The following is a 13352-nucleotide window of genomic DNA, read 5'->3' as shown; positions in this document are numbered from 1 at the left end:
GAACCCTCTTTGATCTGGAGGGCGTCTCATGGCGCCTGGGCGTCTGCTCGTTGCAGTCTTGCTCTTGGCCCTGTTCACGACGTGCAGCACGACGCCCGAGGTACGCCTGGAGGCGGGGCAGGGCCCGCCCCTCATTCACATCCCCCGCACGGGCGAGTCCAATCCGGTGGAGTTGGGGAAGGAGGAGTTCACCCAGGCCATCGCGAAGGAGGTCCGGCGGATGAGGCCCTCTTTCAACCCGGAGAAAGCCGCGAGGGAGCAGTTCGAAGTCTCCCCACGCAGTGGCTGGTACCGCTACACCCAGCGCGAAGGAGTTGTTCCGCTGGACGCACCGCCCCTGGCTTCGGAGTGGGCCGAGGTGGCTGCGCGAGTGACGCAGGAATACTTGCAGTTCTGCGAGGCCCTCGGGAAGCCTGGGGATTGTCGCAAGGCGCTGATGACTCACCCTGTCCTTACCGGGGATGGCCGTTACGCCCTGGCCATGTCCTTCGCCATCGAAGAGGTGGTGCCGGAGATGATGCAGGCCTTCAAGGACCTGGCCGACCCGGAGGCGATCAAGGCCACGCTGTACTGGACGATGGCGATCTACGCGGCGATGTGGCTGGCGCCCGAGCCGGTGTTCTCCAAAGGGCTGGCGACGGTCGTCACGGCCAGCTTCGTCTGTTACATCGGAGTGGACACGTTCTGGACGCTCATCCAAGGCTTCAGGCGGATGGTGGAGGAGTTGGATCACGCCACCACGTTCGCGGCGATCCGCGATGCCGGGAGCAAGTACGGCAAGGTGATGGGGAAGAACGCGGCGCGGGCATTCGCCCTGCTGCTCACTGCCGCCATCGGTCAGACGGCGGCAAGCTTCTCAGCCAAGGTGCCCACGCTGCCGGGCTCGGCTCAAGCGTCAGCGGCAGGCGCAGCGCGGGTGGGAGTTCGACTGACGGAAGTGGCGCAGGTGGAAGCCGTGACCGTGACCGCTGATGCGGTCACCATCGCCCTGGCTCCCAATGCGGTCGCCGCGACTGCTCAGAGCATGAGCGGGGCGGCTTCCAGGCCGGTGGATGCAGAGGGACACGACCACCACATCGCCACGGACAAGTGGACCGAGGCCACTCACAGCGGCGGCCCATGGACGCCGAAGTTCCAGAAGATCTTCGACCGGGCCGGTATGTCGTTGAACGATCCGGCGAACATTGTCCGCATCAGGGGCCACAAGGGGCCCCACCCGCAGGAGTACCACGAGGAGATCTACAGGCGGCTCGATGACGCAACGACCAGGTGCCGGACGATTCAGATGTGCAGGCAGGCGCTGGAAGCAGAACTTCGCGCGTTGGCCGAGGAAATCTCCACACCGGGTACACGGCTCAACCGGCTGGTTACCCGGAACCCATGACGGTAAGAGGGAGCCATGCCGAAGCGGTACTTCGATCTAGCGGACGATGTGTACCTGCCAGGGCGTTGGGAGCTGGGCCATCCCCTTGATCAGAACGGCCATCAGCTCGAAGACCCTTGGCAGTTCAGGGTGGGAGAGCCTGCCCGGTTCAAGGGCCATGTTCAGATTCCGGCCGAGAGACCCGGCATTCCCCTCGACTTCTCGCATGCAGCCTTCAGCATCCCCGTCGTCCACGCCAGGGTGGCATCCCTTCTTGCGGAGATGGCTCCGAGCGACGTGGAGATCATCCCTGTGGGGATCACCGGGCAACCGGATCAGTTCTCCATCCTGAACGCTACCCGCATTGTCCGCTGCATTGATGACAAGGCCTCTGAGGAGGTTCGGTACTGGAGGCCGGAGGACGGTCGGCCAGAGAAGACAGGACAGTACCGCGCCGTTTATGGCATGCGCATCGACCCCTCGAAGGTGGGGGATGCCAGGGTGTTCCGCACCTGGGGATGGACCATCGCCCTCATTGTCTCCGAGGACATCAAAGAGGCCCTTGATCGCGCGGGGATCACGGGCGTGAAGTTCAAGGAGGTCACCGGCCCCAGCGCCATCAGCCATGAGGAGCGCGAACGGAACCAGCGACTCATTGCGTTGCGAGAGCAGACGGACGCCGCCCGCGAGGCCTTCTGGCGCACTCTGGGAAGGTTGGACGAGGAAGCCATCATCCCCATCGTCGTGGGCGGCTCATGGCCCGCCCGGCGGCAGGTCTGGCGTGTCATCCACCGGCCAGGTGGACGCACCCTGCTGGTGACGGATGGACTCTCAGACTTCTTCGTGGACCGCGTGGAGCCGTCCGTGGGCTTCGGATTGGAGCTGGCCCTGGAGACAGACGAGCCCCTCAAGGACGCCCATGAGAGCTGGCCCCTGCTGCTGCTGGAGCGGGTGGGTGACGAGGTGGCGGAGCACGAGCGGGTGCGCGAGAAGGTGAAGACGGGCTGGATGTCCATGGAGGTCTCCGGCAAGGGCATGCCCCAGCCGCTCGTCACTCAGGAGGGCAGGGTGGGTGTGCTGCTGGGCATGGGGCCGAGCGCGCTCCCCCGGAGCTTCCCCATGCCGTCCGGGGAGGTGCGGCTCGTCACCGTCCAGGCGCTACTACCGACGGAGCTGTCCTACCTCCTGGAGCACGGCAAGAAGGGCCGGGACGAACTGCTACGGCGGTTCGACGAGGAGGGCCACGGACACCTGTCCCGCGTCGGGCGAAGCCCGGTGGTGTAATCGTCAGTGGCCGGGCGGCGTCTTAGGGACGCCTGGGTTTGCCCCGGTTTCGTGACTCTTCTGTACTGCGCTCGCCCCGGTGTGCGGAGGCTGGTGTAGAGAGTGGGGTGAAGGTGTCGTCGCTGAGTGGAGAAAATATGGCCGCGTCCCCCCTGCGTATCGGCAATGCCTCGGGCTTCTATGGAGACCGCTTCTCGGCGGTCCGCGAGATGCTCGAAGGCGGTCAGCTTGATGTCGTCACCGGCGACTACCTCGCCGAACTGACGATGCTGATCCTCGGTCGCGATCGGATGAAGGATCCGGATCTCGGTTACGCGAAGACCTTCCTCCGCCAGATGGAGCAGTGCCTGGCGCTCGCCATGGAGAAGAAGGTCCGGGTCGTCACCAACGCGGGCGGCTTGAACCCCGTGGGGCTCGCCACCGCGCTCCGCCAGCTCTCCGAGCGTCTGGGCGTGAAGGCCCGGGTCGCGCACGTGGAGGGCGACGATCTCTCGGGCAACGCGGATGCGCTGGGGCTGGGCACGCCCATCACGGCGAACGCGTACCTGGGAGCGTGGGGAATCGCCGCGTGCCTGCGCGCGGGAGCGGACATCGTCGTCACCGGACGCGTGACGGACGCCTCGCTCGTCGTGGGCCCGGCGGCCGCGCACTTCGGCTGGCGGACGGATGACTGGGACCGGCTCGCGGGGGCGATGGTCGCCGGCCATGTGCTGGAGTGTGGTGCCCAGGCCACAGGAGGCAACTACTCCTTCTTCACGGAGCTGGACGCCCGCCGACCCGGCTTCCCGCTCGCGGAGATCCATGAAGATGGGAGTTCCGTCATCACCAAGCACCCGGGCACGGGCGGCGCGGTGACGGTGGACACGGTGACCGCGCAGCTCGTCTACGAAATCACTGGGGCCCGGTACGCGGGGCCCGACGCGACGGCCCGCTTCGACACGCTCTCGCTGTCCTCCGACGGCAAGGACCGTGTCCGCATCACGGGCGTTCGTGGCGAGCCACCCCCGCCCACGGTGAAGGTCTGCCTCAACCACCTCGGCGGGTACCGCAACGAGTCGACGTTCGTCCTCGTCGGCCTCGACATCGAGGAGAAGGCCCGCCTGGCCCGCGAGCAGCTCGAGGCCGCGCTGCCCCGCAAGCCGAAGGAGATCCACTGGACGCTCGTCCGGACCGACCGGGAGGACGCGCCCACGGAGGAGCAGGCGGCGGCGTTCCTGCGGGTGGTGGTGAAGGACCCCGACGCGAAGGTGATCGGACGGGCCTTCAGCGGCGCGGCGGTGGAGCTGGCGCTGGGGAGCTATCCCGGCTTCACGATGACGGCGCCTCCAGCGGACAGCGCTCCCTACGGCGTCTACACGCCGGCCTACGTCGACGCGGCGAAGGTGGAGCATGTCGCTGTCCTCCCAGACGGGACGCGCTCCGTCATTCCTCCTTCGGAGCAGACGCTGGCCCTCGGACCGGCGGAGTCACCCGCGCTCCCCGAGCCGCTGCCCGCGGGTCCAACGCGTCGAGTGCCACTCGGTCGCATCGTCGCCGCGCGGAGTGGCGACAAGGGAGGCACGGCCAACATCGGCGTCTGGGCCCGCACGGACGAGGCGTGGAGGTGGCTCGTGCATACGCTTACCTCGGACAAGCTCCGCGAGCTGCTCCCCGAGGCCGCCGCCTTCCCCATCGAGCGGCACCTCTTCCCCCGGCTCCGAGGGCTGAACTTCGTCATCGACGGGATTCTCGGCGAGGGCGTCTCGTCGTCTACGCGCTTCGATCCACAGGGCAAGGCGCTGGGCGAGTGGCTCCGCTCCCGCCACATCGATGTTCCCGAGGCACTGCTCAGGAACGAGCGGTAGCCGCGAAGGCGGGGAGCTCGACGCAGAACGTCGAGCCTCGACCCGGGCCCTCGCTCTCCACCCAGATGCGGCCGCCGTGCGCCTCGACGATCTGCCGGCTGATGAAGAGCCCCAGGCCCAGGCCCGACACGACGCTCGCGGAGATGGCCCGCTCGAAGCGGTTGAAGATGCGCTCCTGGCTCGCCTTCGCGATGCCCAGCCCCTGGTCTTGCACGCTCAGCAGGATGCGCCCCTCGCGTGAGCGCAGCCGCACGGTGACCGGCTTGTGGTTCCCATAACGCATGGCGTTGGTGAGCAGGTTCGTGATGACCTGCTCGATGCGGAAGGGATCCCACCGGGCCTCGAGCCGCTCCGGCGCCTCCAGCGTGGCGGGAGTGCCTGCCTCGGCCAGATGCGGGCCCAGGCGCCCCAGCACATCCCGGGTGAGCTCGACGGCGTCCACCGGGGTCGGCTCGATGACGAGCCGGCCCGTCTGGATGCGCGCGATGTCGAGCATGTCGTCGATCAGCCGTGCGAGCCGTGCGATCTGTCGATTCGACTGCTCCACGAGCTTGCGGACCCGCTCCGCCGAGGCGGCGCTCGGGTCGCCGTGCTCGAGGCCGCGCTGCATCAGGTGCAGCTGCAACTTCATCGACGTGAGCGGAGTCCTCAGCTCATGGCTCGCGATGGAGAGGAACTCGTCGCGTGCCTTGAGGGCTTCCTTCAACCGCGCCTCGGTCTCGCGCTGCGCGGTGATGTCCGTGTTGGTTCCAAACCAGCGGCGCACCCGGCCCAGCTCGTCCCGGATGGGACGGGCGCGGGTGAGGAACCAGCGGTACTCGCCCGTCTTGGAGCGCAGCGGGAAGGTCTCTTCCCACACCTCTCCCGAGGAGATGTGCTGCCGGAACCGCTCGACGACGCGCTCCACGTGCTCCGGGTGGTGGACCTTCCGCCAGCCCCAGCCCTCCATCTCCTCGAGCGTCGTGCCCGTGTAGTCGAACCAGCGCTGGTTGTACCAGAAGATCCACCCCGTCTCGTCCGCCATCCAGGCGAGCTGGGAGATGTTGTCTGCCAGCGCCTCGAAGCGCTCCTTGCTCTCCCGCAGGGCGGCTTCTGCCCGATGACGCTCGGTCAGATCGAACATCGAGCCAATCATGCGCACGGCCTTGCCGGAAGCGTCCCTGCCAATGTGCCCGCGATCGAGGAAGGTGACGTAGGAGCCATCGCTCCTGCGGAAGCGATACTCGTCGGTCCAGCTGTCCTGGTCGCCATCGATCGCCGCGTGGATTCCCTTGAGCACCCGGTCGAGATCCTCCGGGTGGATGCAGCTGTACCAGCCCTCGCTGGTGTGGCCGATCGCCGAGGGCGTGTAGCCAAGTTGCTCCAGCGCCGCTTCGTTCCATTCAACCTGGTTCGTCTGGAGATCCCAGTCCCAGATCACGTCGTTCGTGGCGAGGCTGACGAGCCGGTGCCGCTCCTCGCTCCTTCGGACGGCCTCCTCGGCCGCGACGCGGGCGGTGATGTCCATCTGTGCCACCACGGCCCCGAGGATGTTTCCCGCCGAATCCCGCACGGGGGCACCGGAGTTCAGCATGGTGCGGCGCGTCCCCGGAGCGTCGAACGGTTCAATTTCGACGATGTCGCCCGGCGCGCTCTCTCCGCGCAGGGCCCGGGTCAGGGCCCACTCATGTGCCTCCACGCGGCGGCCCTGCCGCTCCGAGCCGTCAGCCCACCAGCCCTTCCACTCGTGGTACTCGTCCACGCTGGAGGACATGGGGACGACTCCCCACAGGCGCGCATTGGCGGGGTTCGTCCGAACGATCCTGCCGGTGGCGTCCGCCACGATGATGCCCGCGGGCGCCGCCGCGAGCACGGCGTCGAGCAGGCGGCTCTCGGCTTCGGCCTTGGCGGCAGCCTGGTGCGCGCGGGCCTCGCTCTCGCGGAGCGCCTGCTCCGCCAGCTTGCGCTCGGTGATGTCCTTGAAGACGAGCGTGACCAGCCGGCGCTCCGGCTCGCCCACGCGAGACGCGTACACCTCGAACCAGCGGCCCATCGCCGGGGCGTGATTCTCGAAGCGCAGCGCCTCGCCGGTGAGCGCCACCCGTCCGTAGATCCGAAACCAGGACTCATCGAGCTGTGGAACGAGCTCGCTGACCTTCTTTCCCACGGCATTCGCGAGCCCGGTGTGGCGCTCGAAGGCGGCGTTCGTCTCGAGGAATTGGTAGTCGATGGCTTTGTCGTGTTCGTCGAAGATCATCCGCATGACGCAGAAGCCTTCATCGATGGCCTCGAAGAGCGCCCGGTAGCGCTCTTGCGAAGCACGGAGCGTCTTCTCGGCGCGGACGTGATCCGTGATGTCGCGGGTGATGACGACGGCGAGCACCTGTGCTCCCGTGTCATCCCGAACGGGCGCTCCGCTGAACTGGATGTCCCACTCTTGTCCCGTATCGCGTCGCCGGGCGCGGAGTTGCAGCTGGTTGAGGGTCTGGCCCGCCAGCACCAGCGAGACGGGCCACTCCTTCACGGGAACATGGCGCCCATCTTCGAGCGAGAGCTCGTAGATCTCCGCGAAGAACGCGAGATCGCGCTTCATCTCCTCGGCACTCGCGAAGCCACAGATCCGGGCCTCTGCCTCGTTGACCAGGACTACGTTGCCGTCCATGTCGAAGACGACCACGCCGTCGGCCATCGCATTGATCACGGCCTCGAGTTGTGCCCGGCTGCTCTCGGTTCGAGCTTTGGACACGCGGGATCCGCTCAGTGCATCTCGTCGAGGGGAGCGTCGGCGGGGGCCACGGGCAGCAGGATGCGGAACGTGGTTCCCTTGCCTGGGATGCTGCTCACCGTCAGCTCTCCTCCCAGCCCGCGGATGATGTCATGGCTGATCGACAGCCCCAGCCCGGTTCCCTCTCCGACGGGCTTGGTGGTGAAGAACGGCTCGAAGATCCGGTTCAGGTGTTCGGCCGGAATCCCACAGCCGTTGTCGTGGACTTCCACCCGTACCAGCGTGTCGCTGTGCAGCCGCGTCACCAGCCGGATCTCCCCGCTGCTTTGGGGCAGGGCCTGCACCGCGTTGATCAACAGGTTCACGAATACCTGGGACAGCTGCACCGAGTTGCCCATCACCTGCGGCAGATCCGCGTAGTCGCGCACCAGCCCGCCCCGGCTCCTCAGTCGGCCCCAGATCAGGTGGACCGAGTTCTCCAGCACCTCCTGGAGGTCCATCGGGCGGGTGGTGATCGAATCTCCCCGGGCCAGCGCCCGGAGGCTCTGGACGATGTCACGCATCCGATCGGCGCCCTCGCGCGCGTCGGTGATGGCCTCCATCATCTCGCCCAGGTCGTTCGGGCTCAGCTTCAGCCGGCGCAGCTCCTTGTCGATGTAGCAGAGGTTGCTGGAGACGAAGGCGAGCGGGTTGTTGATCTCGTGCGCCACCCCCGCGGCCAGCATCCCGATGGCGGCCATGCGCTCGTTGAGCCGCAGCCGCATCTCGCTCTCGCGCTGCTCGGTGATGTCCCGCACCATCACCGCCATGCAGTCGCCCACCGCGTTGAGCTGGCGGCGGAACCACCGGCGCCCCTGTCGGGGCAGCACCTGCTCTACCTCGTCATCGTGCGATTTGCCCGTCCGCCAGACCTCCTCGCACAGGTGGGCCGGCGCGATGAAGCTCGCCTGCGGGAAGTCGGACAGCAGCCGCCCCTCCGCCTCGAGCGCCGTGCAGCTCAAGAGTGCCTCGGCATGGGGATTGAGCCGCAGCAGGCGCAGGCCCTCGGGCTCATTGCGGAGGATGCAGAACGCATCGAAGTTGCTGCTGGCCGCCGCCCGGAACAGCGCCTCGCTCTGGGTGCGCGCCGCCTCGCTGCGCCGGTGCTCCGACAAGTCACGGCAGATGCCGAACAGCCCCCGCACCTGCCCGTCCTGCTGGATGAGCCCCTTGGTCGAGAGCCACTCGCGGCGCACCCCCGCCATGAACTCGGTCATCTCCGCGTGCAGGGTGCGCCCGGCCAGCAGCGTCTGACGGTCGAACTCCTGCGTGTTCTGCGCCTCCTCCGGCGACATCAGATCCGAGTCCTTGCGGCCGATGATCTGCTCGGGGGGCAGGCCCAGGTAGCGCGCTCCCGCGCTGTTGATGAACGTGTAGCGGCCCTGGAGATCCTTGGTGAAGATGGCGTCCGGAATCTGCTCGGCGACGGCCAGGAAGAGCTCGCGGTAGGGCAGGTCCGCCGACGGCGCCATGGCGCTCGGCTCCGCGGCCCCCGGGGCCAGCTGCCAATCCGGAGGACGGTCCGACGACGGCTCCTCCAACATGGCAGGCGAGTTCCCGTTTCTCATGAGAAAGGTGTAATCCCATGGAGTGTTGCGTGGCAGCCCGGTGTACGGCGGGGCAATACGGAATCGTCGGCCACCGCACGTTGTAGCGGCGGGACGGTCCGGTCCCTGACTCACCCGCGCAGAGAAGTTCCAAAGCCCGAACTTTTCTGTGCAGGGGAGGGCGCTACAGCACCCGGCCGCGCAGCTCGGGACTGAGGCGCTGGATGAGCTCCGTCGTCTGCAGCAGGTGCGGCTCCACGGCGGTCGCCGCCCCCTCGAGCGCGGCCTCCACCATGTGGAGTTCACCGCTCACCACGAAGAGGCCCTTGCCGCCGATGCCGCGCGCCAGCTGCAGCCGCTCCAGCGTCACCTCGGCCCGCTTGAGCGCCGTGTCCGCGCACAGCAGCGCGGCGGCCACCGTGTGCGTCTCGACAATGCCCACGCTCTCGCCGAAGACCCCTGGGAAGCGGCCCTGCAGTCCCTCCACCAGCCCGTCCGCGGCCATGGGCAGCAACAGCTTGTCCAGCAGCGTCCGCCCCGCCGTCTCCAGGCCCGCCGCGAAGGACTCCTGCACCTCCGCCACCGGGCCGGAGAAGAGCAGCAGGTACTTGCCCGGTGTCACCGCCTCCGCGAGCGCGATCGTCACCGAGGCGCGCTTCACCACCGCGTCGGCCACGACGTAGCCGCGCGCGATGGAGTCCAGCTCCAAGAGCGCCAGCGCGGGCCCGGGAAGTGGCGTTGGCTCAGACAATGCGGAACGCGTCCTTGAGGGTGCAGCGCCGCTCGCGGGTGAAGTTCACCGCGGTGGTCAGCCCCTCGCCCGTGGGGGAGGCGATGGTGAAGGAGGTGTAGCCCTCGCCCGTCATCCCCAGCCCCGCGAAGGACGGCCCGTTCTTCACGAAGATGGAGGTGTTGATGACGCGCGCCATCGCGTTGAGGTGGTCCAGGTTCGTCGAGTGCATCGTCGCCGTGTGGCCAAACCCGTGCTCGGCCTGCACGGCCGCGGCGATGCAGTCCTCCACCGTGCGCAGCCGCGAGAAGCCGATGACCGGCAGCAGCAGCTCCGCCTGGATGAAGGCGTGCGAGGGGTCCACCTCCGCGAACAGCAGCCGCGTGCCCTTGGGCACCCGGATGCCGGCGGCCTCGGCGATCTTCTCCGCGTCCTTGCCCACCCAGTCCTTCACCGGGTGGCCGTCGTGGACCACCAGCTTCTCCAGCCGGTGGATGGCCGCGCCCGTCACCTCGTAGGCGCCATGGTTCTCCATGTGGCGCTTGAGCGCGTCCGCGATGGAGGCCACCGCGAAGACTTCCTTCTCCACGATGCAGACGATGTTGTTGTCCAGCGAGGCGCCGTCGACGATGTCCTTGGCCGCCCGGTCGATGTGGGCCGTCTCGTCCACCACCGCCGGCGGGTTGCCCGGGCCGGCCGCGATGGCGCGCTTGCCCGAGTTCATCGCCGCGCGCACCACCGCCGGGCCACCCGTCACCACCAGCAGGCGCACGTTCTTGTGCTTCATCAGCGCCTGCGCCGAGTCGATCGTCGGCTCGGCCAGCGCGCACAGCAGGTTGTCCGGCCCACCCGCCGAGACGATGGCCTCGTTGAGCAGCTGGATGTGGTGCGCGCTCACCCGTTTGGCGCTCGGGTGGACGTTGAACACCACCGCGTTGCCACCGGCCACCATGCCGATGCCGTTGTTGATGATCGTCTCGGTCGGGTTGGTGGTGGGGGTGATGGAGCCGATGACGCCGTAGGGCGCCCGCTCCAGCAGCGCCAGCCCGTGGTCTCCCGTGAAGGCCGTGGCGCGGAGGATCTCCGTGCCCGGAGTCTTGTTGGCGCACAGGAGGTTCTTCTTGACCTTGTCCTCCACGCGCCCCAGCCCCGTCTCCTTCACCGCCATCTCGGACAGCTCGCGGGCGGAGCGGCGGGTGACTTCGCGCATGGCCTCGATGGCGCGGTCCCGCACCTCCAGGGACATCTCGCTCCACTCCTCGTGAGCGGCGCGAGCAGCCTCCGTGGCGCTGTCCAGGTCGTCGAAGATGCCCTTGCGGCCCCGGTGGGAGCCCGCTCGGCGCGAGACGGGCGGCCGGGCCTCGGGGGTGAGGGGAGCGGTGCCGAAGCGGCGCTCACTGCCGGCCCGGTCATCGTTGTGGCCGTGCGGAGGCTTCGCGGGGGCGGGCACCGGCTGCGGCAGGTCCGACAGCTCCTTGGAGAGCTTGCGGACCACTTGATCGACGATGGCGTCGATCTGCTTCGGGTCGAGGGACATCAGCGGGGCTCCCGGCGGGGCAGGGCGCCCGCCACTTCACGTCACGAGGCGCGGGGCAGCGACGGGGCCGGCTCCGAACCCTCGTAGTAGATGCTGGCGGTCTCCTTGCCGTAGACGACGAGAACGCGATCGCTCTGCGCGAGCAGGTCTCCCGCCGCCTCGGTCACCTTGCGAACCAGGGAGTCGCCTTTCGCCGGGCGTTTGGAGGCCCGGACTGTCACGACTGGCATGGGTTCTATTCCTTCACGTACTTCAGTGTGCCGCCCACTTCCAACTGATCGACGATGGCCATCACGGTCGCATCGACGGGGCGGTCCTTGGTTACCTGGGTCTGCCGGGCGCTGGAGCCGGAGCAGTAGAGCACCACCTCGCCGACGCCGGCGCCGACCGCGTCGACCGCGACCACCACCGGGCCGTTCGCCTTGCCCTCCAGATCCATTCCCCGGAGGACCAGCAGCTTGAGGCCTTCGAGCTCCTGCTCCTTGCGGGTGGAGACCACCGTCCCCACCACCTTGCCCATCAGCATGGTCAGGTGTTCTCCACCTTGGCCTTGTCCTTACGACCCAGCGGCAACACCATGTCCAGGTTGCCGTGCGGGCGCGGAATCACGTGGACGGAGACCAGCTCGCCCACGCGCTCGGCGCCCCGGGCGCCCGCCTCGGTGGCCGCCTTCACCGCAGCCACGTCGCCACGGATGATGGCCGTCACGTAGCCGCCGCCGATCTTCTCGTAGCCGACGAACTCCACCTTGGCCGCCTTCACCATCGCGTCCGCCGCTTCGACCATGCCGACGAAGCCCTTCGTTTCAATCAGCCCGAGTGCATCCGCCATCTGTTGGTTCCTCTCCGCTGCTGCGGTGAAATCACTTCAGCCCTGCCCCTGAGGGGACTGGCTGGAAATTACTTGTCCTTGAAGGAAGCCGGCTCCTTGCCGGTGATTCCCTTGAGCGCCGCCACCGCGGCCTCGGCCGCCGCGTCGATCTCCGCCTCGGAGCCGGCCATGTAGAGCCGACCGAAGGCGCCGTACGGCGTCACGTCCACCAGCTTCACGTCGGCCGCCTTCTCCGCCTCGTTGGCCGCCAGCGCCGCGTAGGCGGCCGGCTCGCACTCGAGGATGAAGAGCGACTGGCCCGGCTCGATCATCGAACCGAAGCGAATCTTGTCGAGGATCATCGCGTGCATCGGCTCGATGGCGCGGATGATGGTGTTGGAGACCAGCTTCGGCTTGATGCGGTCCTCCTCCTTGGCCTCCAGGAAGCGGAGCATGGAGTCGCCGGCGCTGCGCACCTCGCCCTTGTCCTCGTGGTGGACCTCGAGCATGCCGTAGGCGCGCTCCACCACCAGGGTAGCCGGGTGGACCCGCGTGCCCTTCAGCGCGGTGTCGATGATGCCGTGGATGGCCATGCCCGGGGCAATCTCCACGAACAGGGAGGCCACATAGGGCACCGGGAAATAGCCGCGGCAGGTCGTGCAGATGTGCGCGGCGAGCTGCGGCTGCAGCGAATCAAGGAAAACGAACGCCCGGAGCGACGTGGCCAAAAAGCACCCTTCCCGGAGAGGCGGATGGAGGCGGCAGCTATAGCCAACCGAACAGTTCGTTGACAAGCGCCGTGTGGGATGGCGGTAAAGGTAGCATGTCCCGCCATTGGCTCCTGTTTTACTTCCTGTTCGGGCTCTCCACGGTCGCGCAGGCCCAGTCGAGCACCTCCACGCCCGAGCGGGAGTACACCCCCGTATGGCTCCCACGCGGGGCCTTTCTGGGTTCCTACCTGAGAGGGGGGACGGTCACCCCTCAGGCCCGGATTCAGTGGCAGTTGACCGTCTTCCAGGACCGCAAGGACGCGCTCGTGCTGGTGCTGGAGGGTGGGGGCGGGTTCGCCGTGGCGCTGCCGGACACGGTCGTCGCGGGCGCGGACGAGCCCATCGACTCCTTCCACGAGCACACGGTGCAGGTGGGCGGGGGCTACCGCAACCAGAGCCCCTCGGGGTTCCACTGGGGGTTCCAGGTGACGGCCGGGCCGCTCTGGTACGGGGCGCACCTGCGCAACCTGCCCGACGAGCGCTACAGCGCGGGGTTGCTGGAAGGACGGGTCCACCTGGGCTACCAGCTAGGTAGGGTGGCCCTGGGGGTGAGCGGGGGCTACGGGGAGCCGTTCAGCTACCGCAGGCGCAGCGTGGCGGCGCCCTACGCGGGTGGGCTGCTGCTCGGCGTTTTCGCGGATTGGCGGTGAACCGGGAGTGTCGGTCGTCACCGCTTGCTTGCTGGCGGAGGAGGCGGCTTCTCCGCCGGGGAAGGCTCTGACAG

The 13352-nt window shown here is 68.0% G+C and carries 12 protein-coding genes; 4 read left to right on the top strand and 8 right to left on the bottom strand.

The genetic code is table 11. From position 1 onward, the window contains the following. Positions 1-28: 28 nt before the first annotated feature. The 3 genes from SYV04_RS39500 (at position 29) to SYV04_RS39490 (ending at position 4491) form a co-directional block, all read left to right on the top strand. A complete protein-coding gene (locus SYV04_RS39500) occupies positions 29-1384 on the top strand; it encodes an AHH domain-containing protein (RefSeq protein WP_321551252.1) in 1356 nt (451 codons plus the stop codon). A 15-nt stretch (positions 1385-1399) separates the two neighbouring features. After that, positions 1400-2647 (top strand): imm11 family protein, encoded by a 1248-nt coding sequence (locus SYV04_RS39495; RefSeq protein ID WP_321551251.1) that lies wholly within the window; start codon positions 1400-1402, stop codon positions 2645-2647. A gap of 137 nt (positions 2648-2784) precedes the next feature. Then, the gene (locus SYV04_RS39490; RefSeq protein ID WP_321551250.1) at positions 2785-4491 is read left to right on the top strand and encodes an acyclic terpene utilization AtuA family protein; all 1707 of its coding nucleotides are present in this window, start codon (positions 2785-2787) and stop codon (positions 4489-4491) included. Here SYV04_RS39490 and SYV04_RS39485 read toward each other — a convergent pair. The 8 genes from SYV04_RS39485 to SYV04_RS39450 form a co-directional block, all read right to left on the bottom strand. After that, complete coding sequence (locus tag SYV04_RS39485) at positions 4475-7216, bottom strand: PAS domain-containing sensor histidine kinase (RefSeq protein ID WP_321551249.1); 2742 nt, start codon at positions 7214-7216, stop codon at positions 4475-4477. The genes SYV04_RS39490 and SYV04_RS39485 overlap by 17 nt on opposite strands. A gap of 11 nt (positions 7217-7227) precedes the next feature. Beyond that, positions 7228-8778, bottom strand: a complete 1551-nt coding sequence (locus tag SYV04_RS39480; RefSeq protein ID WP_321551248.1) for an ATP-binding protein — start codon at positions 8776-8778, stop codon at positions 7228-7230. Positions 8779-8965: 187 nt separating this feature from the next. Then, the gene (locus SYV04_RS39475) at positions 8966-9532 is read right to left on the bottom strand and encodes a BMC domain-containing protein (RefSeq protein WP_321551247.1); all 567 of its coding nucleotides are present in this window, start codon (positions 9530-9532) and stop codon (positions 8966-8968) included. Next, positions 9525-11048 carry an aldehyde dehydrogenase family protein gene (locus SYV04_RS39470; protein WP_321551246.1) on the bottom strand — a complete coding sequence of 508 codons (1524 nt, stop codon included), beginning with the start codon at positions 11046-11048 and terminating at the stop codon, positions 9525-9527. The genes SYV04_RS39475 and SYV04_RS39470 overlap by 8 nt, the downstream gene beginning before the upstream one ends. 41 nt (positions 11049-11089) lie before the next feature. After that, the gene (locus tag SYV04_RS39465; protein ID WP_321551245.1) at positions 11090-11278 is read right to left on the bottom strand and encodes a hypothetical protein; all 189 of its coding nucleotides are present in this window, start codon (positions 11276-11278) and stop codon (positions 11090-11092) included. Between the two features lie 5 nt (positions 11279-11283). Beyond that, positions 11284-11574 (bottom strand): EutN/CcmL family microcompartment protein, encoded by a 291-nt coding sequence (locus SYV04_RS39460; protein WP_321551244.1) that lies wholly within the window; start codon positions 11572-11574, stop codon positions 11284-11286. A gap of 2 nt (positions 11575-11576) precedes the next feature. Next, positions 11577-11879: an ethanolamine utilization microcompartment protein EutM gene (gene eutM / locus SYV04_RS39455; protein ID WP_321551243.1), complete on the bottom strand. Its 303-nt coding sequence runs from the start codon at positions 11877-11879 to the stop codon at positions 11577-11579. Positions 11880-11947: 68 nt separating this feature from the next. Beyond that, the gene (locus SYV04_RS39450; protein ID WP_321551242.1) at positions 11948-12586 is read right to left on the bottom strand and encodes a BMC domain-containing protein; all 639 of its coding nucleotides are present in this window, start codon (positions 12584-12586) and stop codon (positions 11948-11950) included. A 95-nt stretch (positions 12587-12681) separates the two neighbouring features. Here SYV04_RS39450 and SYV04_RS39445 point away from each other — a divergent pair, with 95 nt between their 5' ends. Further along, positions 12682-13278 (top strand): hypothetical protein, encoded by a 597-nt coding sequence (locus SYV04_RS39445; RefSeq protein ID WP_321551241.1) that lies wholly within the window; start codon positions 12682-12684, stop codon positions 13276-13278. Positions 13279-13352 lie beyond the last annotated feature (74 nt).

The organism is Hyalangium ruber (genome assembly GCF_034259325.1).
Classification (GTDB): domain Bacteria; phylum Myxococcota; class Myxococcia; order Myxococcales; family Myxococcaceae; genus Hyalangium_A; species Hyalangium_A rubrum.
Note: the sequence above shows the minus strand (reverse complement) of the source record. Positions and strands in the feature narration are given on the sequence as shown.